The organism is Aliiroseovarius sp. (assembly GCF_030148435.1).
Lineage (GTDB): Bacteria > Pseudomonadota > Alphaproteobacteria > Rhodobacterales > Rhodobacteraceae > JASBTN01.
Genome location: NZ_JASBTN010000079.1, coordinates 23,128 through 45,515, shown reverse-complemented (window position 1 = coordinate 45,515; position 22,388 = coordinate 23,128). Strand labels below are relative to the sequence as shown.

Sequence of the window (22,388 nt, the reverse complement as noted above, 5' to 3'; positions counted from 1 at the left end):
GCTCGAACAGTGGAAATCACAAGCTTGACTTCGTCTGCCCGCCCGGCCACCTACCCTGTATGATTGCAGCTATTCCCTTCCCCGACATCTCGCCCGAAATCTTCACCATCCCCATTGGCGATGGCGGCTTTTCGCTGCGTTGGTACGCGGTCGGCTATCTTGTCGGCATTGCCATCGGCTGGTGGATCATCGCCCGCGCCCTGAAAACGCTCAGGCTTTGGGGCGAGGACGGTGCGCCAATGACCTCCGAGCAGCTCGAGGCGCTGTCGACCTGGATCGTGGTGGGGATCATCGCGGGCGGGCGGCTGGGCTTTGTCCTGTTCTACCAACCGGCGTATTACCTGGCAAACCCCGGTCAGATCCTGCAGGTCTGGGAGGGCGGCATGTCTTTCCACGGCGGGTTCCTGGGCGTCTGCGCGGCGGTCTGGCTGTTTTCCCGCAAACACGGGCTGGCCACGGCCTCGATCGCCGACCTTCTGGCCATCGCCGCGCCGATTGGCATCGGGCTGGTCCGGGTGACGAATTTCATCAATGCCGAGCTCTGGGGCCGCCCGACCGACGCGCCCTGGGGCGTGATCTTCCCCGGCGAGGCCGCGCAATACTGCCCCGGTTTCGCCAGCCCCTGTGCCCGCCACCCAAGCCAGCTCTACGAGGCCGGGCTGGAAGGCGTGCTGCTTGCGGCCGTTCTTCTGCACCTTGCCTGGAGGTCCGGTTGGCTGAAACGCCCCGGCATGCTGACCGGCGGCTTTTTCCTGGGCTACGGGTTGGCGCGTTTCACGGTTGAATTCTTCCGTCAGGCGGATGGGCAATACATCACTCCTGACAACCCCTGGGGTCACGTGATCCGCCTGAGCCCCGACATCGGCATGACCATGGGTCAGCTTTTGTCTACCCCGATGATCGTGATCGGCCTCGCGACCCTGATCTGGGCCGCGCGGAGGCCCGCGCGATGACTGCCCTGACCGGCCTTCTGATCGCCCGCATCACCCAGAGCGGGCCCATCACCGTGGCCGATTACATGGCCGAGTGCCTGCTCCATCCCCGGCACGGCTATTACGCCACACGCGATCCGCTGGGGGGGGCGGGGGATTTCACCACGGCGCCGGAGATCAGCCAGATGTTTGGCGAGATGATCGGATTGGCGCTGGCCCAGGCCTGGCTTGATCGCGGTGCCCCCGCGCCCTTTACGCTGGCCGAACTTGGCCCCGGGCGCGGCACGCTGATGGCCGATATCCTGCGCGCCACCGCCCATGTGCCGGGGTTTCACGCTGCAGCACAGGTGCACCTTGTCGAAGCCTCGCCGAAACTGCGCACGATCCAGGCCGAGCAACTGGCAGCCCACACCCCCACCCATCACGACAGCGCCGACACACTGCCCGACCAGCCCCTGTTCCTGGTGGCAAACGAGTTCTTCGACGCTCTGCCCGTGCGCCAGTTCGTGCGGGACGAGGACGGCTGGCGCGAGCGGCAGGTCGGCGTGCAGAACGGCAAGCTGATCCTGGGCCTGTCCGGTCCGACCCCCGCCCCCTTTCTGACCCACCGGCGCGAGGACACCGCGCACGGAGACGTGGTGGAATACTGCCCCGCCGCCAGCGCCGTGCTGGCACCGGTCGCAGCCCGCATCCAGACACATGGCGGCGCGGCCCTTGTGATCGATTATGGCGAATGGCGCTCGCAGGGCGACACGTTGCAGGCGCTGAAGGCGCACCGGCCGGTCGACCCTCTGCGCAGCCCGGGAGAGGCCGACCTGACCTGCCATGTCGATTTCGAAGCCCTGATCTCCGCGACCGACCTGATCCCGGCCCGGGTGGCACCACAGGGCCTGTTTCTGGAACGGCTCGGCATTACCCAGCGCGCCCGGGCCCTCGCCAAGGCCCTGAGCGGCCCGGCGCTGGACAGCCATGTTGCCGCCCATCGGCGCTTGACGCACCCGGACGAAATGGGGACGCTCTTCAAGGTGCTCGGCCTGACTCGCGCAGGAGAGCCGGCCATTCCGGGAACGACACATGACGCTTGAAGCCATCATATCGGACGCCATAGGGGACCTGCGGCACGGTTTCTTCACCCGCAAGGGGGGCGCATCCTCCGGGGTTTATGCCGGGCTCAACTGCGGCGCGGGCAGCGATGACATGGCCGAGGCGGTCGCGATCAACCGCACCCGGGTGGCCGAGGCGATGGGCGTCGCGCCCGAGGACCTGATCGGCGTGCACCAGGTGCATTCCCCCGACGTGGTGGTGGCCGAAGGGCCGCTGGGCAACAAGCCCGAGGCCGACGCCGTTGTGACGGCCACTCCGGGCCTGGCCCTGACCATCCTGACCGCTGATTGCGGCCCGGTTCTGTTCGCCGACCGCGAGGCGGGCGTCGTGGGCGCGGCCCACGCGGGCTGGAAGGGCGCGCTGGACGGCGTTCTGGAAGGAACGATCGAGGCCATGGTGGGGCTGGGGGCGACCCGTGAGGGGATCTGTGCCGTGCTTGGCCCGACGATCTCGCAGCAGAACTACGAAGTCGGCCCGGAATTCCTTGACCGGTTCCTTGACGCGGATGCGGACAATGGCCGCTTCTTCGTGAACGGCGTGGGCGACAAATACCATTTTGACCTGCCGGTCTATTGCCTCGAACGCCTGCGCGCGGCGGGGGTGGGCAATGCGGAATGGGTGCGTCACTGCACCTACGCCAACCCGGACCTGTTCTATTCCTACCGCCGCTCGGTCCATCGCGGAGAGCCCGATTACGGACGGCTGGTCTCGGCCATCCGGCTGTAGCAGCCAACGGGGCGAAACCGAGGGTCTTGCGGGCACCCGACCGGAAGCGTTGTCCCGGCATCGGTCAGGCCGTAAAATTGGCCGAACCTGGGCAGCGAGTGCCCAAATCGCGCCCCAATCGTGGAAACAGTTGCGCCCCGGATCGGCGAATGTTTCCCGCACCCCTTGTTTTCAAGGCTTCGCTGTGCCCGCTACGGTTTCCGGCACCTTTTGAGAATATCTCACGGCTTTGCCAAACCCCTGCCCGAATCCCTGTCTAGGCTGGTCCCCGACAGCAAGACCACACCGTCGACACGGTTAAGACAACGAGGCAGAAATGAAACAGAAACGCTGGATGAAATGGATCGTGGATGCCGACACTGACGCGGTAGAGCTTCCCTGGACCCGCGGAGCACGCCGCGACGCACGCAAAAAGGCCGCGAAAACCCGCGCCCGCGCCGCCTGACCCCCTCTTCATAAGCAGAGAGAACTGGCCGCCCGCTCCAATCCGGAGGGCGGCTTTTTTTTTGGTGCATCACTCGCCGCCCCCGGAATGCATTGGACCCGAACCCGTTCGGAACCCGGAACGACGTCTTTATCCCGGAGCCTGCCCGTGACCTGTCCGGCGCAACGCCCTGCCGTTGGGTGAGGCCCTTTCGGAACCCGCCGCGTCAGCACGGTCCCGCCGCGCGTCAGGGGGTTTCCGCAAGCCGCGCTTCGAGCACGTCGAAGGGCACGCCGGGATCATCCTTGGCATCGCGAATGACCAGCGAGGTCTTGACCGAGGCCACGTTGTCCGCCGCCGTCAGCTGCTCGGTCAGAAAGGTCTGGAAAGTCGACAGGTCAGGCGCCACGCATTTCAGGATGAAATCCACTTCGCCATTCAGCATGTGGCACTCGCGCACCAGCGACCATTCACGGCATTTTCCCTCGAAGGCGGACAGATCCGCCTCCGCCTGGCTGACCAGACCGACCATGGCAAAGACCTGCACCTCGAAGCCCAGCGCGCGGGCGTCCACATCGGCGTGATAGCCGCGAATGTAGCCCGATTCCTCCAGCGTGCGCACGCGGCGCAGGCAGGGCGGAGCGGAAATTCCGACCCGTTTTGCCAGCTCGACGTTGGTCATGCGCCCGTCCGCCTGCAATTCGGCCAGAATCATGCGGTCGATCGGGTCAAGTTTGCTGGTGGCCATCGGGGTCATCCTGTGAAAAGTTGCGCGAACCTTATCCTCGCGCGCATGGACGCGCAATAATCTTTCGCGCTCACGCAACATCATTTCCGGATGCGACGCTGCGTTCACAACCAGGAGCAGGATTGGAAAAGGGGGGGCTTTTCCCATCCCCCCATGCGCCTTATATCCGTGTGAACCAAATTCTGACCGGGAACAAGACATGTCCGATACGCGCCACACCAAAACCCTCATCATCGGGTCCGGCCCCGCCGGCTATACCGCCGGCGTCTACGCCGCCCGCGCCATGCTGAACCCGATCCTGGTTCAGGGCATTGAACCCGGCGGCCAGCTGACCACCACCACCGAGGTTGAGAACTACCCGTCCTTCATCGACATCCAAGGCCCCGAGCTGATGATGAAGATGGAAGAACACGCCCGCGCCGTGGGCACCGAGGTGATCGGCGACATCATTACCGATCTGGACCTGTCGGTGCGCCCCTTCGTGGCCAAGGGCGACAGCGGCACGACCTATACGGCGGACGCGGTGATCCTGGCCACCGGCGCACGCGCCAAGTGGCTGGGCCTGCCTTCGGAAGAGAAGTTCAAGGGCTTCGGCGTGTCTGCCTGTGCCACCTGTGACGGGTTCTTCTATCGCGGCCAGGAGATCGTCGTGGTCGGCGGCGGCAACACAGCGGTCGAGGAAGCGCTGTTTCTGACCAACTTCGCCAGCAAAGTCACCCTGATCCACCGCCGCGACGAACTGCGCGCCGAAAAGATCCTGATCGACCGGCTGATGAAGAACGAGAAGATCGAACCGCTCTGGGATCACACCCTCGAAGAGGTCGTGGGCGACGAAAACCCGCTGGGCGTCACCGGCGTGCGCGCCAAACACGTGAAAACCGGCAAGATCACCGAGATCCCGGCCAAGGGTGTGTTCATCGCGATCGGCCATGCGCCCGCGAACGAACTGGTCAAGGATGTGCTGGAAACGCACATGGGAGGCTATGTCGTGACCCAGCCCGACTCGACCGCGACCTCGATCCCCGGCGTCTTTGCCGCCGGCGATCTGACCGACCACAAGTACCGCCAGGCGGTGACTTCGGCGGGCATGGGCTGCATGGCCGCTTTGGAGGCGGAAGCCTATATTTCCGAACTGGAAAGCGAAACGGCCGAAGCGGCCGAATGACCATTTTGCCATCGTGCTTTCGGCGGGCGGAATTTCAGGTTCCGCCCGCCGCACTTGTTTCGCATCCCGGTGTCAAAGCGCCACGGGCGCGGGTCACATGGCGAATATGAGGGCCTGACCACAGACCGCTCCTGCGCGATTGCCCCCCGTACACCCACGCGCTTCGATCGGGGACCGGGCCAGATGGCACGCAGAAACCGCGCGCCCCGCCAATGACCAGCGCACCGGACCGGTCAGGAACGCCCCCGGTCATCCTTTCAATGGCGGCCGGGGACAAACAGCGTCGCCTGCGAGGGCGCCTGCCTCACGACACCGTTCGCCTTGACCGAGGTTTCGGCGGAAATTCACCCTTTAGGCGAAAAGAGCTTTGCGGACGCGGCATTTCATGCGATGTGTTCACGCGTGAACACACATTGAGTCGGCCATTGAATCGCCCCATGCCATCGACACTGACACAGCCCAATTCTGCCGAGGAAGATCAGCTCTTCCGGCTCCTGCGCCAGCTCGACACGGCGCCGGAGGCCTCGCAGCGCGCGCTGGCAGCGGCGATCGGCGTGTCTCTGGGCAGGCTCAACGCGCTTTTGCGTACCGCGACCGAGGCGGGGCTGATCAGCGTCAGCGCCCGCCAGGGACCGGACAAACGCCAGCGGTTCACCTATACGCTCACCGGCCGGGGCGGCGCCGAAAAACGCCGCCTTACCGACCATTTCCTTGCCCACAAGCTGGCCGAATACAACGCCCTGCACGCGGAGCTTACCGGCACCACCAGCGGCCTGGTTCCGCTCAAATACAGGACCAATCTCATGGAAAACAACCTCACCCCGATCCCGGAACTCTATGTTTCTTACGAAAGCGCGCAGAAGCTGAAAGTGGAAGCTGCTGACCTGGTCTCCTGGGACCTGACCCCGCGCCAGATCTGCGATCTGGAGCTTCTGATGAACGGCGGCTTCAACCCGCTCAAGGGCTTTCTGGGCGAGGAAGACTATGACGGCGTTGTCGAAAACATGCGCCTGGCGGATGGTCAGCTCTGGCCGATGCCGATCACCCTGGACGTGTCGGAAGATTTCGCCGCCACGCTGACCGAAGGCCAGGACATTGCCCTGCGCGACCAGGAAGGCGTGATCCTCGCCACCATGACCGTCACCGACAACTGGGTGCCGAACAAGGCGCGCGAGGCCGAGAAGGTCTTTGGCGCCGATGACGACGCCCACCCGGCGGTGAACTACCTGCACAACCAGGCGGGCCCGGTCTATCTGGGTGGCCCCATCGTGGGGATTCAGCAGCCGGTGCATTACGATTTCCGCGGCAGCCGCGACACTCCGAACGAGCTGCGCGCCTATTTCCGCAAGCTCGGCTGGCGCCGTGTCGTGGCGTTCCAGACCCGCAACCCGCTGCACCGTGCGCACCAGGAACTGACCTTCCGCGCCGCCAAGGAAGCCCAGGCCAACCTGCTGATCCACCCGGTGGTTGGCATGACCAAACCGGGCGACATCGACCACTTCACCCGTGTGCGCTGCTACGAGGCGGTGCTGGACCAGTACCCCTCGGCCACCACCACCATGAGCCTTCTGAACCTTGCCATGCGCATGGCCGGTCCGCGTGAGGCCATCTGGCACGGTCTGATCCGCAAGAACCACGGCTGCACCCATTTCATCGTCGGCCGCGACCACGCGGGCCCCGGCAAGAACTCGGCTGGTGAAGACTTCTACGGCCCCTATGACGCCCAGGACCTGTTCCGCGAGCACGAGGCAGAGATCGGCGTCGAGATGGTTGATTTCAAACATATGGTCTATGTGCAGGACCGCGCCCAATACGAACCTGCCGACGAAATCGCCGACAAGGATGACGTTACCATCCTGAACATCTCGGGCACCGAACTGCGCCGCCGCCTGGCCGAAGGGCTGGAAATCCCCGAATGGTTCAGCTTCCCCGCCGTGGTGGAAGAACTGCGCAAGACCCGCCCGCCGCGTGCCGAACAGGGCTTTACCGTCTTCTTCACCGGCTTCTCGGGCTCGGGCAAGTCGACCATCGCCAACGCGCTGATGGTGAAGTTGATGGAGATGGGCGGCCGCCCCGTGACCCTGCTGGACGGCGATATCGTGCGCAAGAACCTGTCGTCCGAACTGGGCTTCTCGAAAGAGCACCGCGACCTGAACATCCGCCGCATCGGCTATGTCGCCTCTGAAATCACCAAGAACGGCGGGATCGCCATCTGTGCGCCGATCGCGCCCTATGCGACCACCCGCCGCGCCGTGCGCGAGGACATCGAGGCCTTCGGCGCCTTTGTCGAAGTGCACGTGGCCACCACGATCGAGGAATGCGAACGCCGCGACCGCAAGGGGCTCTACAAGCTGGCGCGCGAGGGCAAGATCAAGGAATTCACCGGGATCTCGGACCCCTATGACGTGCCGGAAAACCCCGAGCTGTCGGTCGAGACCGAGAATGTCGAGGTCGACAACTGCGCCCACCAGGTTCTGTTGAAGCTGGAAAGCATGGGTCTGATCAAGGCATAAGCCTCTGGACAGAGACGCAGGAAAGGCCGGGGCATTGCTCCGGCCTTTTTCGTGGGGCAGTGTCGGCGCATGGTTCCGCTCGTCATCTCGCTCACCTCGATCCCGCCGCGTTTCGGCCAGTTGCCCCGCGTGGTGGCGGGTCTGCGCAGGCAGGCAGACCGGGTGATCGTCACCCTGCCCCGCAGGTATCGCCGTTTTCCCGGGAACCATGCGGTGCCGGACCTGCCCGGCGCGGAGCTGTTGCGCCCGGCGCAGGACAAGGGACCGGCCGCCAAGGTCCTGCACGCGGCGCAGGCCCTGCGGGGGCAGGCGGTCGAACTGCTCTATTGCGACGATGACTGGGACTATGCGCCGGGCTGGGCGGATGCCTTTCGCGCGGGCCGTGCGCAACATCCGGGCGCGGTATTGGCCGGCGCGACGTTCGGGGCGGATCGGCTGAAGCTCTCCGGCCCGCCGATCGCGCAGGGCTTTGCCGGGGTCATGATCCGGCCCGATTGGCTGGATGACATCGCCATGTGCCCGCCGGACATCGCCTGGGCCGTGGATGATATCTGGCTGTCTGCGGCCTTTGCCCGGACAGAACGGGACGTTGTCGAGGTTTCCGAGGCCCGCAGCCTGGCGGCGCCCCTGTCCGACCCCGGCAATTTGCAGGACGCCCGGATAGACGGCCGGACCCGCGCGGAGGCGAACCAGGCCTGTGCCCTGTCGATTGGGGAGGATTTCGGCACGTGGTCACACCGAAACGCCAGAAATCTGGAAGCCTAGGAAACCCCTTCGGAAAGCGGCCCAAGCCCGGCTTCTGCGTACGCCGAGGCTCGGCTCAACCCGCCTCCTCCTCACCGATTTCCAGCAGCGGAACAAACAGCCACAGCACGAACATCACCGCAAAGGGGGACCATACCAAAGAAACAACCATCCAGAGAGTACGGCTATGCCCGCGGGCGTCCGCCATGTCGCACACTACGCCAAAAACGAGCCACACACCCAATACCACCAGAATGATGGCAAGCAATCCCAGGAACAACTCGACCACAACGCGCTCCGTTACCCGGGGCAGATTGCCCCGGATCCGTGTGTTTGACCAGCCTCTCGAAGGCGGCGTCAATCGGCCCTAGTGCACCGACACGGGCGACAGATCGTTCTGCCGCGCCAATGCAAAGGCCAGGCGACGGCCGCGCACAAGCGCCAGGCGCTCGCCATCGGCATCATGCACGGCAAACAGCCGCTTGATCCCTTCGACCTGGGGCCGGATCTCGTCGGGCAGGTCTTCGACATTCACTGGCCGGACATAGACGATGCGTTCGCCGTTTTCCGGCAGGATTTCGTATTTCACATCCATGACACGTCTCCTTCCATACACAAAATATGGGGTCGGCGCGGGCATTCTGCCCGTCCGCTCACAAGCTGTTGATGGTCTGAAATATCAGCCGCGATTGATCTGGATCGTCTGCACGACCTTCTCGGGCTCGGCCCGCTCCAGGTCGATATGCAGAAGGCCGTTCTCGGTCGTGGCGCCCTTCACGTCGACACCATCGGCCAGGACAAAGCTCTTCTGGAACTGGCGTCCGGCAATGCCGCGATGCAGAAAGACCCGCGTCGCGTCCGCTTCGGGCTGACGGCCACGAATGACCAGCTTGTGATCCTCGACCGTGATCGACAGGTCGTCATCCGAAAACCCTGCCACGGCGAGGGTGATGCGATAGCCCCGCTCGCTGACCTGTTCGATATTGAATGGGGGGTATCCGTCCTGGCCTTTCGAAGCCTGTTCCACCAGGCGCTCAAGCTGTTCGAAGCCCAGCAGGAAAGGGTGGGACCCAAGGGTCATTTTCGTCATCGACACGTCCTTCATCAAAGCGACACGCAAACCGGGGCCCCGCCTCCGGCGACCCTCCGGTTGAATATGGGGGTGACGTCTCCTGCCTGCAAGCCCCCCGATGTCACACCCACCCCTTGGCGGAACCGGGGCGGGCAGCTAAGTTGTGCACAGGATTTTGGGAACCCGACTCAGCCATGACAAAAGCCGAAGAAATGAAGCCAGAAGAGGTGCTGCGCGTCGAGCTGGAAGTGTTCCGCCGCGAGCACCGCGATCTGGACGCCGCGATCACCGCTCTCGAGGAAACCGGCCGGGCCGATCAACTGCAGCTGCGCCGCCTGAAAAAGCAGAAACTGGCGCTGAAGGACAAGATCGCCGCGATCGAGGATCAGCTGACGCCGGATATCATTGCGTAAAGGGCTGGGGCCGTTATAAAGCGGGCTTCAACGACCACCGGCAAAGGACGTGGGGACAGCATGACGGACGTGAAAGTCGGGATCATCATGGGCAGCCAGTCGGATTGGCCCACGATGAAGGAAGCCGCCGACATTCTGGATGAACTGGGCATTGCCTACGAGACCAAGATTGTCTCGGCCCACCGCACGCCGGACCGGCTGTGGAACTATGGCAAGACCGCCGCGGATCGTGGCTTGAACGTGATCATTGCGGGGGCTGGAGGTGCGGCCCATCTGCCGGGCATGATGGCCTCGAAAACCCGTGTGCCCGTCGTGGGCGTGCCGGTGCAGACACGTGCGCTGTCCGGTGTCGACAGCCTCTATTCCATCGTGCAGATGCCCAAGGGGTTCCCGGTCGCGACCATGGCGATCGGGGCTGCGGGCGCGGCCAATGCGGGCCTGATGGCGGCCGGTATCCTGGCCGTGTCGGATGCGGATCTGGCCCGGCGCCTGGACGCCTGGCGCGCGGCGCTTTCGGCCTCCATCCCCGATGAGCCCTCCGATGACTGAGGCCCTGGCTACCGGCGCCGTGATCGGCATCCTGGGCGGTGGCCAGTTGGGCCGTATGCTCTCTGTCGCGGCCTCCCGCCTGGGTTTCCGCACACATATCTTCGAACCCGGCGCCAACCCGCCTGCGGGTCATGTGGCCGACCGGGTGACAACAGCGGGCTATGACGACGAGGACGCCCTGAGGGCCTTTGCCGACAGCGTCGATGTCGTCACCTACGAGTTCGAAAACATCCCCACCGCCGCGCTGGACGTGATCGAGGCGGTCCGCCCGATCCGCCCCAACCGCGAGGCTCTGCGGGTCAGCCAGGACCGGTTGGTGGAAAAGGACTTCCTGACCGGGCTGGGCCTGACCGTCGCCCCCTATGCCAACGTGGAAAACACCTCCGATCTGGACGCGGCCATGCGGACCATCGGCGCGCCCTCGATCCTGAAAACCCGCCGTTTCGGCTATGACGGCAAGGGCCAGGCGCGGATCATGGCGCCCGAGGACGCAGCCCAGGCATTGGCCGACATGGCCGGCGCCCCTGCGGTGCTGGAGGGTTTCGTGAGCTTCAGCCACGAGGTCAGCGTGATCGCCGCCCGCGGCACCACCGGCGAGGTCGCCTGCTACGATCCGGGCGAAAACGTGCATAAGGACGGCATCCTGTCGACCACCACCCTGCCCGCCAATCTGAGCGCCGCCCAGCGCATGGACGCCGTGCTGCTGGCCGGCAGGATCCTGAACGCGCTGGATTACGTGGGCGTGATGGGCGTCGAGCTTTTCGTCACCCCGCAGGGCCTTGTGGTGAACGAGATCGCCCCACGCGTGCACAACTCCGGCCATTGGACCCAGGACGGCTGCACCATCGACCAGTTCGAACAACACATACGCGCCGTGGCCGGTTGGCCTCTTGGTGACGGGTCACGCCATTCGGACGTGGTGATGGAGAACCTGATCGGCGCCGACATGGACCGGGTGGGCGAGATCGCCAGGGAACCCAACGCCGCACTGCATCTCTATGGCAAGGCCGAAGTGAAAGCGGGACGGAAGATGGGTCATGTGAACCGGGTCATCGCGCCGAAAAGCTGACCCCCTCTCACGGGTTTCAAAATGCCGTCGCTCCTCCGAGCGGCGGCTTTTTTCGTTCTGAACAGCCAGGTTTGAACAATTCTTGTTTTTATTTCAATTCCAGTTTTTATGGTTTATTTACAACAGCTTACAATCGCTCTTGCCTTTCGAACCTTAGGGCTGGCGGCAATACCGATGTCACGTTAGCCCGGTGGCGGGCATCTTCGCCCGCCGCGCTGGACAAGACCGATGACATCAAAGACGCCCCGCTTTGCCACGACGCTCATTTGCGCAGCCGTGATGCCCCTTGCCCTCATGGCCGCTGGCCCGGAAACGCCTTCCGCTCCCACGCCCCCCTCCGCCGCGACGGCCGATCCGGGCTGGACCGGCGCCTATGGCGGGTTCACCCTGGGCTATGCCCTGCCCGGCCAGGATGCGGTCGGTGTCTCGCCATCCGGCAGCCCGGGCTCGATCCCGATCGGGCAACTGGACGACGACGGGCTGAATGCCGGGCTGCGGTTGGGCTATCGCTGGCAGTTGGGCATGATGGTGATCGGCCCCGAGCTGGCCTTTGAGGGGGGCAAGGTCGGGGACAGTTTCACCGCCGGGGGGTATAGCGCCGCATCACGGCTGAGCCGTGCCCTGTCGCTGCGATTGAAGGCTGGTCTGGCGCAGTCCGCCTGGGGGGCACAGCTCTATGCCATTGCCGGACTGTCCCGTGGCGCGTTCGACTATGCCGTGACCGGCACGGGTGCAGCGCGCCCGGTGGCAATCGACACCGGTTTCTCGGCCAATGGGCATATCCTTGGCCTGGGGGTCGAAAAGCAGTTGACCCACCGGATTTCCGTCACCGGTGAATACGAACACGCGAATTTCGGCAAGGTCCGGCTGGAGGATGCAGGTGGCGCGTCAACCCAGGCCACACCGCGCTTTCACAATTTCAAACTGGGCGTGAACCTGCGGTTCTGAGGGCCTATTCGGCGGGATGCTCAAGCCCTGCCACGGCATCGCGCGCGGCCCGGGTCACGGGGGGCGGTTCACGCAGCCCCCGCGGGCTGGATGCATTGCGGGCGGGCTTGAGCGACGTTTCCGCGTGCCCTGCCTTGCGCCGTCGCGAGAGGCCGATCAGTCCGCGCAAAAGCCCCGCCACCATCAGCCATCCGGCGCCGAAGCCAATCCCGGTCGCCAGCGCCTCGACGCGGGTCAGGTCGAACCCCGCGGCGGAGGCGTCAAAGGCCGCCACGACCGCGCTCAGCTCATCGACCGCGCCCGCCAGGCGCTGCAGGTATTGCTGCGAATACTCGGGAAATTGCGACAGGGTCACGGCTCCTCCGAGCCCGCCCACAAGGGCCAGCACGCGGATCATAGCCCCGCCTCCGGATGGCTTGTCATGCCCGTCACCTGCTCTGTTCTTTTACAGCCATCCTGAATGAAAAAGGGCGCGGGGGTCAAGAAGACCGCCCACACCCCTGTTTTTTCAGCGAAAAACCGCTTTAGTGTTTGGCGTAGATCTCCACCACCTTGGCGATTGCCTGTTCCGGCGGCAGCTCTTCGCTTTCCCCGGTGCGGCGGCAGGTCAGCTCGACCACGCCGTTTTTCAGCCCACGCGGACCGACGGTGATGCGCCAGGGCAGGCCGATCAGATCCATGGTGGCGAACTTGCCACCGGCGCGTTCTTTGCGGTCGTCATAGAGCGGTTCCAGACCGGCGGCCTCGAAGGCCTTGTAGAGGCTGTCGCAGGCCGCGTCGGCTTCGCCATCGCCCTGTTTCAGGTTGACGATACCGACGTGGAAGGGGGTCACACCTTCGGGCCAGATGATGCCCTTGTCGTCATGGCTGGCTTCGATGATGGCGCCCAGCAGACGGCTCACACCGATGCCGTGCGATCCCATGTGCACCGGCGTCGGCTTGCCGTCCGGCCCCTGTACGGTGGCGCCCATGGCATCCGAATACTTGGTGCCGAAATAGAAGATCTGCCCCACTTCGATGCCGCGCGCGACACGGCGGCGGTCTTCGGGGACGCGTTCGTGGAAGGCGGCCTCGTCATGGGTCTCGTCTGTGCGGGCATATTTTGAGGTGAACTCTTCCAGCACCGCCTGGCACTCTTCCACGCTGTCATAGTCGATCTGACGGTCGCCAAAACTCAGGTCGGTCACGGCGCTGTCGTAGAAGACCTCGCTTTCGCCGGTGTCGGCGAGCACCAGGAATTCATGGGTATCGTCGCCGCCGATCGGGCCGGAATCAGCGCGCATCGGAATGGCCTGCAGCCCCATGCGCTCATAGGTGCGCAGGTAGCTGACAAGGTGGCGGTTGTAGGCGTGCAGCGCGTCTTCCTTGGTCAGGTCGAAGTTGTACCCGTCCTTCATGTAGAATTCGCGGCCGCGCATGACGCCGAAACGCGGGCGGATCTCGTCGCGGAATTTCCACTGGATCTGGTAGAGCGTCAGCGGCAGGTCCTTGTAGGAGCTGACGTGGCTGCGGAAGATGTCCGTCACCATTTCCTCGGCCGTGGGCGTGTAGAGCATGTCGCGGCCGTGGCGGTCCTGCATACGCAGCATTTCCTGACCGTAGTCGTCGTAGCGCCCGCTTTCGCGCCAAAGATCGGCGCCCTGCAGGATCGGCATCTGGATCGCGATGTGACCGGCGCGGGCCTGTTCCTCGTGCACGATGTTTTCGATCTTGCGCAGCACCTTGAACCCCATGGGCAGCCAGGAATAGATCCCGGCGCTCTGCTGTTTGATCATGCCTGCGCGCAGCATGAGGCGGTGGGATACGATCTGGGCTTCGGAGGGGTTCTCTTTGAGGACCGGCAGGAAATAGCGGCTGAGGCGCATGGTCTGTCTCTCGTCTGGTCTGGCTGTTCGTAGCTTTGCTTCGTCCTATGCGAAAGCGGGGGCGGGGGCAATCTTGATTGCTGGTCGGGCCTGGCTCACCCTGTGAGCCCAGGGGCGCTGCCCCTCGGCCTTCGGCCTCACCCCGGGATATTTGGGGCAAGATAAAGGGAAGTGTCGGGATAGGCTCCTGGGCCGTCCCTCTTGAACCAGGGCGCGAAAAACGCGACATAGGGCGGGAGTTATACGGAGTTTTCATGGCCCTGCCCGTTCAGACCCAGGCCAAGTACTGGACCCTTGCCACCGCCATCCTCATCGCCGCCCTGTGGTTTCTGGGCGATGTGATCCTGCCCTTCGTGCTGGGCGGGGCGATCGCCTATTTCCTCGACCCGGTGGCGGACCGGCTGGAGGCCACCGGCTGTTCACGCGTGCTGGCCACCGCGATCATTTCGGTTCTGGCGGTTCTGATGTTCATCATTGCGATCCTCTTGATCGTACCGAGCCTGGTCGGCCAGGCTGTCTCGCTGGTCAATGTGGCCCCCGACCTGTTCAACCAGTTGCAGGGGTTCCTGACCGATCGCTTCCCGGCCCTGATGGACGAAAGCTCCACCCTGCGCCAGTCTCTGGGCAAACTGGGGCAGACCATCCAGGAACGTGGCGGCGAGCTGGTCAGCGCTGTTGTCGGCTCAGCCATGGGGATCATCAACGTGGTCGTGTTGATGGTCATCACGCCTGTCGTGGCCTTCTACCTGCTGCTTGACTGGGACCGCATGGTGGGCGAGATCGACAAGCTTCTGCCGCGCGACCATGCGCCGACCGTTCGCAAGATCGCCGCCGAGATCGACGCCACCCTGTCGAGCTTCATTCGCGGCCAGGGCACGGTCTGCCTGATCCTGGGCACCTATTACGCGGTGGCCTTGATGGTGGTCGGGCTGCAGTTCGGGCTGATCGTCGGCTTCATCGCCGGGCTGATCACCTTCATCCCCTATATCGGCGCGCTGGTGGGTGGCGCCCTGGCCATCGGGCTGGGGCTGTTCCAGTTCTGGGGCGAATGGTGGACTCTGGCAGGCGTGGCCGCGATCTTCTTTGCGGGCCAGTTCCTGGAGGGCAACATCCTGACCCCGAAACTGGTGGGCGGATCGGTCGGGCTGCACCCGGTCTGGCTGCTCTTCGCCCTGTCGGCGTTCGGCGCATTGTTCGGCTTCGTCGGCATGCTGGTCGCGGTGCCGGTTGCCGCCGCCCTGGGGGTGGTCGCACGCTTTGGCGTGGCCCGATACCAGCAGGGACGGCTTTACACCGGGATCACCGGCAAGGGCGAGGCGGCGGAAGACTGACATGGCCCGGCAACTGACCTTTGACCTGCCCGTGCGCCCGGCGCAGGGGCGCGGGGATTTCTTCGTCACCCATTCCAATGCCGCGGCCATGGCAACGGTCGAGGGCTGGCAGGGCTGGCCCAACCGCAAGCTGGTTCTGGCGGGGCCGGAAGGGTCCGGAAAAACCCATTTGGCGCTGGTCTGGGCCGAGATGACAGCGGCGCGGCTGGTCGCCGCGCAGGATTTGCCGGACACGGATATCGCGGCGCTTGCAGGCCAGTCCGTCGTGGTCGAGGACGCGGACCGGATCGCGGGCAACCGCAGGGCCGAGGAGGCGCTGTTTCACCTGCACAACCTGATCCTGGCCGAGGGCGGCCACCTGTTGGTCACGGCCCGCGACGCGCCCAGCCGCTGGGGCCTTGACCTTCCGGACCTGCGCTCGCGGATGGAGGGCACCACGCTGACCCGCCTTGATGCGCCCGACGACATGCTTCTGTCCGCCGTGCTGGTGAAATTCTTCGATGACCGGCAGATCATCGTGACCCATCCGCTGATCACCTATCTTGTAAGGCGCATGGACAGGTCCCTGGCCCAGGCCGCCCTGCTGGTCGGCCGGCTGGACCGCGCGGCCCTGGCCGAGCACAGCCCGATCACCCGCACCTTCGCGGCCCGTATCCTGGATAATTCCGCCGAGCCGGGCACATGAATCGGCCCGGGTTGATCCATCGCAAAGGGATGTGGTGGGAAACGTCCTATCGTCACCTTCCCTTCACACTCGAGCACGATACAGTCTTGTCATGACCAACGCCGATTTCCTTCACTCCGACTTTCCCGTCCCCGTAGAGCTGTCTGACGAGGATATCGCCGGACCGCGCCGTTTCTTCAACCGTGAGCTCAGCTGGCTGGGCTTCAACTGGCGGGTGCTGGAAGAGGCCGAGAACCCGCGCGTGCCGCTGCTGGAGCGGCTGCGGTTCCTGTCGATCAGCGCCACAAACCTGGATGAATTCTATACCGTGCGCGTGGCCGGTCTGCGCGAGCTGATGCGCGAAGGGGTGACGACACCAGCCGCCGACGGGCTGTCGCCGGCCGAACAGCTGAAACTGATCAACGCGGACGCCCGCAACCTCATGGCGCGGCAGCAGGGCACTTTCGAAGTGCTGGCCCGGGAGATGCGGGACAAGGGCATTGCCATCTGCTCCCGCAAGGATCTGACCGAGGCGGACCGCAGGCACCTGGACGAAGCCTTCCTGCACCAGATCTTCCCGGTTCTGAGCCCGCTGGCGATCGACCCTGCCCACCCGTTCCCCTTCATCCCGAACACCGGCTTTTCGCTTGCGCTGCATCTGGAGCGCAAGTCCGACAAGCGCAAGCTCAAGGCGCTCTTGCCGATCCCGCAGCAGATCGACCGGTTCGTGCGCCTGCCCGCGCCGGAGGGCCAGGCGCGCTTCCTGCCGCTGGAGGAGGTTCTGCTGGAATTCCTCGGCTCGCTCTTCCCGGGCTACGTGGAAAAGGGCAACTGCGCCTTCCGTATCCTGCGCGACAGCGATCTGGAACTGGAGGAAGAGGCCGAAGACCTGGTGCGCGAAGTCGAAACCGCGCTGAAACGCCGCAAGCGCGGCGAGGTGGTGCGCATGAAACTGTCGGCCGGCGCGCCGTCCGGGCTGCGCCGCATGATCCAGGAGGAGCTTCGTGTTACCGATGACGAAATCGTCGAGGTGGACGGGCTCATCGGCACCGCCGACCTGAAGGAACTGGTACTTGACGAGCGCCCCGATCTGCTCTGGCCCAGCTTTACCCCCCGCGTGCCGGAACGGGTGCAGGACCACGAGGGCGACATGTTCTCGGCCATTCGCCAGAAGGACATGCTACTGCACCACCCCTATGAAACCTTCGACATGGTTGTGCGGTTCCTGAAACAGGCCGCCGTCGACCCGGATGTCGTGGCAATCAAGCAGACGCTCTATCGCACCTCGCATGACAGCCCGATCGTCTCGGCCTTGTGCGAAGCGGCCGAGGACGGGAAATCGGTCACTGCCCTGGTCGAACTGAAAGCACGGTTCGACGAGGCCGCCAACATCCGCCAGTCACGCCGGCTGGAACGCGCGGGGGCGCATGTCGTCTATGGTTTCATGAACTACAAGACCCATGCCAAGATCTCGACCGTGGTCCGGCGCGAAGGCGACCGGCTGGTGACGTATACGCATTATGGCACCGGCAACTACCACCCGATCACGGCACGGATCTACACGGACCTCAGCCTGTTCACCTGCGACGCCGCACTGGGACGCGATGCGACGCGGGTGTTCAACTACCTGTCCGGATACGCGCAACCGGATGCGCTGGAAAACCTGGCCATATCGCCGATTACCCTGAAACCCCGCCTGATCGAGATGATCGACCGCGAGATCGAACATGCCAGGGCCGGAAAACCTGCGGAAATCTGGGCCAAGATGAACTCGCTCATCGAGCCCGAGGTCATCAACGCGCTTTACAAGGCCAGCGCGGCGGGGGTGAAAATCTCGCTCGTCGTGCGCGGCATCTGCGGGGTGCGACCGGGCATCAAGGGCCTGTCCGAGAACATCCGTGTGAAATCGGTCGTCGGTCGGTTCCTTGAGCACTCGCGCATCGTCTGTTTCGGCAATGGGCACGGGCTGCCCACGAAAAAGGCCAAGGTCTATATCTCGTCCGCCGACTGGATGGGACGCAACCTGAACCGCCGCGTGGAAACCCTGATCGAGATTACAAATGCCACCGTGAAGGCGCAGATCGTCAGCCAGATCATGGCGGCGAACCTGGCCGATGTGGCGCAGAGCTGGGTGATGGCCCCGGACGGCCGCTTTGCCCGCCCCGACCTGGCCGCGATCGAACGCCCGTTCAACTGCCACCGGTTCTTCATGGAATACCCGTCGCTGTCGGGCCGCGGCTCGGCCGGGGCGTCGGACGTGCCGGAACTGACCCATTCGGAAGATTGATTTTCCGTGCGCGCTTGGGCAGGGTGAAAACGGAACCTGGCGGGGATGATCATGGACGGAAATACCGAAGAATGGGGGCCATTCGGCCGTCCCCTGTTCGACGACCCTTCGGCGCGGGCGCTTTCGCGCGTCGGGGTGGTGGATGTGGGATCGAACTCGGTCCGCATGGTCGTTTTCGACGGGGCGGCGCGGTCTCCTGCCTATTTCTACAATGAAAAAATCCTCTGCGGGCTGGGTACCGGTCTGCGCGAATCCGGCCATCTGCACCCGCAAGGCCGCGTGCGCGCCCTGGCCGCGATCAAGCGTTTTCAGCTCATCGCCAAGGGCATGGGGCTGGCGCCGCTGACCGCCGTTGCCACGGCGGCCGTCCGCGATGCCACCGACGGGCCGGCATTCCGCGCGGAGATCCTGCGCGAGACCGGGCTGGAGCTCTATGTCATCGACGGGGAGGAAGAGGCGCGGCTGTCTGCTCAGGGCGTACTGCTGGGCTGGCCGGACGCCAAGGGGCTGATGTGCGACATTGGCGGCAGTTCCCTGGAACTGGCCGAGATCACCGGTGGCGACGTGGGCAAGCGCGTGACCTCGGAACTGGGCCCGTTGAAACTGGCGGGGCTTCCCGGCGGCAAGAAGGGGTTGAAGGCCGAGATCGCCCGCACGGTGGATGCCCTGGCCGAAGAAATGGGCACCGACCACAAGCGCCTGTTCCTGGTCGGCGGCTCCTGGCGGGCCATTGCCCGACTGGACATGGAGCGGCGGGGCTATCCGCTGACCGTGCTGCATGAATACCGCATGACGCCCAAGTCGCTCTCGCAGACTTTGAAATGGATCGAGAAGGCCGATCTGGACGCAGTGCGTCAGCGCACCGGCACCTCCTCGACACGTATGGCGCTGGTGCCGACCGCCGCACTGGTTCTGAAGCGGCTGGTGCGAGTGTTCCGCCCGAAGGAAATCGCGGTCAGTTCCTACGGGATTCGCGAAGGCATGCTCTATGAACAGATGCCCGACCGGCTGCGCAAACGCGACCCGCTGATCGAGGCCTGTTATTTCGCCGAGAAGAAGGACGCGCGCAACCCGGGGTTCGGCAAGGCGCTCTACGCCTTCCTGCAACCGCTGTACAAATCCGCGAAACCGGCGGAGCTGCGCGTCGTCAAGGCGGCCTGCCTGCTGCATGACGTAAGCTGGCGCGCCCACCCCGATTACCGCCACGAGGTCTGTTTCGACAATGCCACGCGCGCAAACTTGGGCGGGCTCACCCATGAAGAACGGGTGTTCCTTGGGGTGGCGCTTTTGCACCGTTACAAGAACTCGCGCGACGGGTCGCGGTTCGAGGAACTTTTCTCGATCCTCGCGGACGAGGATTGCGCCCGCGCCGAGGCCCTGGGCAAGGCGATGCGATTCGGCGCGATGTTCGCGGTGGATGACCCCCTGGGCAAGGCTGAACTGAAGTGGTTTCCCAAGAAACGCGAGCTGCACCTGCACTTGCGCAAACAGGCAGCCGACCTGTTCGGAGAGGTGGCCCAGGCGCGGTTCCAGTCGCTGGCGGATGCGCTGGGGGCCCAGGCGACGGTCAAGACGCAGCGATAGGGCCCTGACACGCTCCACGCGTTTCGCGACGGTGGGCCTCCCGTCTCCGGCCCACGCCTTCGGCTTGTCCGGAGTTGGGCAGGGCCTTGCCGCTTCTCGCGGTTTCTCAAAAACCGCTGCCAGCCGACGCCGGTACCCAAGTGTACTCGCTTGCCTCGGCCTGACGGCCTCACCCCAGGATATTGTGCGGCAAGATAAAGAGGGGATCAGAGGTCGATCTCACCCTCCGGGCCCAGTTCAAGCGGGGTCTTGCGGCGGATGATGATGTCGCCGTTTGGCAGGCGTTCCGGGGGGTGGTAGGCGCTGAGATCGCCCAGTTGCCCGACCAGATCCTGCCAGGCTTCGGCCATCGGCTCAAGCTCGGTGGCCAGGCCCTCGAGCAGCAATCCGAACCCTTCGCGCAGCAGCTCTCCGCCGCGTTCAAGCTCGGGGTTCGTGGTTTCTTCCGCCACTACCGGCAGGGTCGCCAGCGCCAGCACCGCGCCCAGAAAGAATGTGCGTGTCTGTCTCATGTCCCCAATATGGGGACGCGCGTGTCAAAGCGCCAGATCGACACTGACCGGAAAGTGGTCGCTGGCGGTCAGAAGCGCCTCGCGCAGCTCCGGTGTCCGGTAGCAGACCGGATCGTCGAACGGGTGCCAGATGCGCCACTTGGGCCCCAGCGCGCAGAGATCTTCGGACAGCATGACATAGTCTAGAAGCACCTGCAGGTAGCGCTTCTCGGGCGCGATATAGAAACGCGCTGTGACTGGGCTGGGGCCAACCCGGCGGGTCAGGGCCATGCGCGCATGGGGATCGTGCAGCTTGACCGCACCTGCCTCGCCCAGGACGACCTCGACCCCGGAGCGGCCGAATAGATATTCGTATTCGTCGAGCCCCGGCCCGTCGTTGAAATCCCCCAGCACGATCAGGCTGTCGCCATCGGCCAGGTGCTGTTCTATCCGTTGGCGAAGCCAGATGCATTGCGCCATCTGCTTGCGGCGGTTCTGGATGGCAACGCGCATGATCTCATCCGGGCTGCGGGCGCCATGGGGGGCCTTGGATTTCGCATGAACCCCGATCATGAGCAGGCGCCGACCGGTTTCCTTTACGGTCAGTTCCAGCTCCAGCGGGGGCTTGGAAAAGGTGATCAGGTCCGGGTCGGCATCCACGTCCACGTCCCAGCGAAACACCCCGTCAACGCGCGGCGCGTCCGCAGACCCTTTCTTGCCGGTCTCGTGCCCGCGCGGGTCGTGCACGGCCTCGAGCACATCGGGGTTGTACAGGAGCGCGATCTCCTGCTGGGTGTCATTGCGAAAGCCCAGGATCGCTTTTCGGGCGCGCAGCCCGTATTTGTGCGCGAATGTCTCAAGCGCCAGCACCGTGTCGCGCCGGCGATTGTCGTCCGGCGCTTCGATCACCATCACCGCGTCGGCATCCATGGCGGTGAACACGACCCCCAGGGCGGCCAGTTGCTCGCCCCGTTTCACGTCCTGGCGGCCGGACCAGCGGTCATCCTCCAGGAGGTGCCCCCCATCGTCGAACAGGCTGTTGAACCATTCGACATTGTAGGTGGCAATGCGCATCAGGCCCGTCCTTCGCTGATCTCTTCCCAGGCGCGGTTCACGGCGATCAGCCGCTTTTCGGCCAGCTTGATCGCTTCCTCGGGCACGCCGCGCGCAAGCATGCGATCGGGGTGGCTTTCGCGCACTTCGGCGCGCCAGACGCGGCGAATTTCCTCCAGCGAGGCTTCGGGGGAAATGCCGAGAACTTCGTAGGGATCAGGGTGTTCATCCGGCACGAAACGCGAGCGCAGGCGGCGGAACCCCGCCTCGCTCATTCCGAAGATCTCGGCGATGCGTTGCAGGAATTCGTTTTCGGCCGGGTGGTATTCGCCATCTGCCACGGCAATGAAGAACAGGCCTTCCATCAGGTCGCAAAGCGGCTTGTCGTCCCCGGTGAACATTGCAGCGATGCGGGCGGCATATTCCTCGAACCCGGCAACGTCGGTCCGCGCGAGGTTGAACACGCGGGCTGCATTTTTTTCCTCGGATTTCGGGATCGAAAAGACCTCGCGAAAGGCCGAGACCTCGTCGCGGGTCACTTGCCCGTCCGCCTTGGCCATCTTGGCCCCCAGGGCAATCACCGCGATGGCGAAACCGGCGGTGCGTTCGGGCGGCGTGCGCAGGTGCGAGAACACATCCGACAGGCTTTCGCCCTTGGACAGGGCGGCCAGGGCATCGGATATGCGGGACCAGAGCGACATGGACC

Annotated in this window: 24 protein-coding genes; 15 read left to right on the top strand and 9 right to left on the bottom strand. The window is 64.5% G+C overall.

What is annotated here, in order from left to right:
* Window positions 1-59: 59 nt before the first annotated feature.
* The 4 genes from lgt (at window position 60) to Q1V43_RS13950 (ending at window position 3,207) form a co-directional block, all read left to right on the top strand.
* Window positions 60-953: a prolipoprotein diacylglyceryl transferase gene (gene lgt, locus Q1V43_RS13965; RefSeq protein ID WP_300519172.1), complete on the top strand. Its 894-nt coding sequence runs from the start codon at window positions 60-62 to the stop codon at window positions 951-953.
* Window positions 950-2,017, top strand: coding sequence for an SAM-dependent methyltransferase (locus Q1V43_RS13960; protein ID WP_300519169.1), 1,068 nt, complete (start codon window positions 950-952; stop codon window positions 2,015-2,017). The genes lgt and Q1V43_RS13960 overlap by 4 nt, the downstream gene beginning before the upstream one ends.
* A complete protein-coding gene (pgeF, locus tag Q1V43_RS13955) occupies window positions 2,007-2,762 on the top strand; it encodes a peptidoglycan editing factor PgeF (RefSeq protein WP_300519166.1) in 756 nt (251 codons plus the stop codon). Before Q1V43_RS13960 ends, pgeF begins: the two co-directional genes overlap by 11 nt.
* 316 nt (window positions 2,763-3,078) lie before the next feature.
* Window positions 3,079-3,207, top strand: coding sequence for a hypothetical protein (locus Q1V43_RS13950; protein ID WP_300519163.1), 129 nt, complete (start codon window positions 3,079-3,081; stop codon window positions 3,205-3,207).
* A 226-nt stretch (window positions 3,208-3,433) separates the two neighbouring features.
* Here the strand turns inward: Q1V43_RS13950 and Q1V43_RS13945 are convergent, their stop codons facing one another.
* Window positions 3,434-3,934, bottom strand: a complete 501-nt coding sequence (locus Q1V43_RS13945; RefSeq protein ID WP_300519160.1) for an Lrp/AsnC family transcriptional regulator — start codon at window positions 3,932-3,934, stop codon at window positions 3,434-3,436.
* Window positions 3,935-4,133: 199 nt separating this feature from the next.
* Here Q1V43_RS13945 and trxB point away from each other — a divergent pair, with 199 nt between their 5' ends.
* The 3 genes from trxB to Q1V43_RS13930 all read left to right on the top strand — a co-directional run bounded on the left by trxB (window position 4,134) and on the right by Q1V43_RS13930 (window position 8,377).
* The gene (gene trxB, locus Q1V43_RS13940) at window positions 4,134-5,099 is read left to right on the top strand and encodes a thioredoxin-disulfide reductase (protein ID WP_300519157.1); all 966 of its coding nucleotides are present in this window, start codon (window positions 4,134-4,136) and stop codon (window positions 5,097-5,099) included.
* A gap of 437 nt (window positions 5,100-5,536) precedes the next feature.
* A complete protein-coding gene (locus Q1V43_RS13935) occupies window positions 5,537-7,612 on the top strand; it encodes a bifunctional sulfate adenylyltransferase/adenylylsulfate kinase (RefSeq protein ID WP_300519154.1) in 2,076 nt (691 codons plus the stop codon).
* A 69-nt stretch (window positions 7,613-7,681) separates the two neighbouring features.
* The gene (locus Q1V43_RS13930) at window positions 7,682-8,377 is read left to right on the top strand and encodes a hypothetical protein (protein WP_300519152.1); all 696 of its coding nucleotides are present in this window, start codon (window positions 7,682-7,684) and stop codon (window positions 8,375-8,377) included.
* A gap of 55 nt (window positions 8,378-8,432) precedes the next feature.
* On the opposite strand, the gene Q1V43_RS13925 is transcribed toward Q1V43_RS13930, so the two are convergent.
* The 3 genes from Q1V43_RS13925 to Q1V43_RS13915 form a co-directional block, all read right to left on the bottom strand.
* Window positions 8,433-8,645: a hypothetical protein gene (locus Q1V43_RS13925; protein WP_300519149.1), complete on the bottom strand. Its 213-nt coding sequence runs from the start codon at window positions 8,643-8,645 to the stop codon at window positions 8,433-8,435.
* A 78-nt stretch (window positions 8,646-8,723) separates the two neighbouring features.
* Window positions 8,724-8,951, bottom strand: a complete 228-nt coding sequence (locus tag Q1V43_RS13920) for a DUF1150 domain-containing protein (RefSeq protein ID WP_300519146.1) — start codon at window positions 8,949-8,951, stop codon at window positions 8,724-8,726.
* Window positions 8,952-9,035: 84 nt separating this feature from the next.
* A complete protein-coding gene (locus tag Q1V43_RS13915) occupies window positions 9,036-9,446 on the bottom strand; it encodes an Hsp20 family protein (RefSeq protein WP_300519145.1) in 411 nt (136 codons plus the stop codon).
* Window positions 9,447-9,622: 176 nt separating this feature from the next.
* On the opposite strand from Q1V43_RS13915, the gene Q1V43_RS13910 reads away from it, so the two are divergent.
* The 4 genes from Q1V43_RS13910 (at window position 9,623) to Q1V43_RS13895 (ending at window position 12,407) form a co-directional block, all read left to right on the top strand.
* On the top strand, window positions 9,623-9,841 hold the full coding sequence (locus Q1V43_RS13910) for a DUF465 domain-containing protein (protein WP_300519142.1): 219 nt from the start codon (window positions 9,623-9,625) through the stop codon (window positions 9,839-9,841).
* A 60-nt stretch (window positions 9,842-9,901) separates the two neighbouring features.
* A complete protein-coding gene (gene purE / locus Q1V43_RS13905) occupies window positions 9,902-10,390 on the top strand; it encodes a 5-(carboxyamino)imidazole ribonucleotide mutase (RefSeq protein ID WP_300519140.1) in 489 nt (162 codons plus the stop codon).
* Window positions 10,383-11,459, top strand: coding sequence for a 5-(carboxyamino)imidazole ribonucleotide synthase (locus tag Q1V43_RS13900; RefSeq protein WP_300519138.1), 1,077 nt, complete (start codon window positions 10,383-10,385; stop codon window positions 11,457-11,459). The genes purE and Q1V43_RS13900 overlap by 8 nt, the downstream gene beginning before the upstream one ends.
* Before the next feature lie 279 nt (window positions 11,460-11,738).
* Window positions 11,739-12,407 carry an outer membrane beta-barrel protein gene (locus Q1V43_RS13895; RefSeq protein ID WP_300519135.1) on the top strand — a complete coding sequence of 223 codons (669 nt, stop codon included), beginning with the start codon at window positions 11,739-11,741 and terminating at the stop codon, window positions 12,405-12,407.
* A 4-nt stretch (window positions 12,408-12,411) separates the two neighbouring features.
* On the opposite strand, the gene Q1V43_RS13890 is transcribed toward Q1V43_RS13895, so the two are convergent.
* A complete protein-coding gene (locus Q1V43_RS13890; RefSeq protein WP_300519133.1) occupies window positions 12,412-12,804 on the bottom strand; it encodes a DUF2937 family protein in 393 nt (130 codons plus the stop codon).
* A gap of 127 nt (window positions 12,805-12,931) precedes the next feature.
* Window positions 12,932-14,272, bottom strand: coding sequence for a proline--tRNA ligase (proS, locus tag Q1V43_RS13885; protein WP_300519131.1), 1,341 nt, complete (start codon window positions 14,270-14,272; stop codon window positions 12,932-12,934).
* A 254-nt stretch (window positions 14,273-14,526) separates the two neighbouring features.
* On the opposite strand from proS, the gene Q1V43_RS13880 reads away from it, so the two are divergent.
* From Q1V43_RS13880 to Q1V43_RS13865, 4 genes are all read left to right on the top strand, one after another.
* The gene (locus tag Q1V43_RS13880) at window positions 14,527-15,603 is read left to right on the top strand and encodes an AI-2E family transporter (protein ID WP_300519128.1); all 1,077 of its coding nucleotides are present in this window, start codon (window positions 14,527-14,529) and stop codon (window positions 15,601-15,603) included.
* A gap of 1 nt (window position 15,604) precedes the next feature.
* Complete coding sequence (locus Q1V43_RS13875; protein WP_300519125.1) at window positions 15,605-16,288, top strand: DnaA/Hda family protein; 684 nt, start codon at window positions 15,605-15,607, stop codon at window positions 16,286-16,288.
* A 91-nt stretch (window positions 16,289-16,379) separates the two neighbouring features.
* On the top strand, window positions 16,380-18,554 hold the full coding sequence (locus Q1V43_RS13870) for an RNA degradosome polyphosphate kinase (protein WP_300519123.1): 2,175 nt from the start codon (window positions 16,380-16,382) through the stop codon (window positions 18,552-18,554).
* Window positions 18,555-18,605: 51 nt separating this feature from the next.
* Entirely contained in the window at window positions 18,606-20,138 is a 1,533-nt protein-coding gene (locus Q1V43_RS13865) for a Ppx/GppA family phosphatase (RefSeq protein WP_300519120.1), read from the top strand.
* Window positions 20,139-20,344: 206 nt separating this feature from the next.
* On the opposite strand, the gene Q1V43_RS13860 is transcribed toward Q1V43_RS13865, so the two are convergent.
* From Q1V43_RS13860 to Q1V43_RS13850, 3 genes are read right to left on the bottom strand one after another with little or no spacing between them, the layout of a single operon-like run.
* The gene (locus tag Q1V43_RS13860) at window positions 20,345-20,650 is read right to left on the bottom strand and encodes a hypothetical protein (RefSeq protein WP_300519118.1); all 306 of its coding nucleotides are present in this window, start codon (window positions 20,648-20,650) and stop codon (window positions 20,345-20,347) included.
* Between the two features lie 24 nt (window positions 20,651-20,674).
* Complete coding sequence (locus Q1V43_RS13855; protein WP_300519116.1) at window positions 20,675-21,703, bottom strand: endonuclease/exonuclease/phosphatase family protein; 1,029 nt, start codon at window positions 21,701-21,703, stop codon at window positions 20,675-20,677.
* Window positions 21,703-22,383, bottom strand: coding sequence for a molecular chaperone DjiA (locus Q1V43_RS13850; protein ID WP_300519113.1), 681 nt, complete (start codon window positions 22,381-22,383; stop codon window positions 21,703-21,705). The genes Q1V43_RS13855 and Q1V43_RS13850 overlap by 1 nt, the downstream gene beginning before the upstream one ends.
* Between the last annotated feature and the right edge of the window lie 5 nt (window positions 22,384-22,388).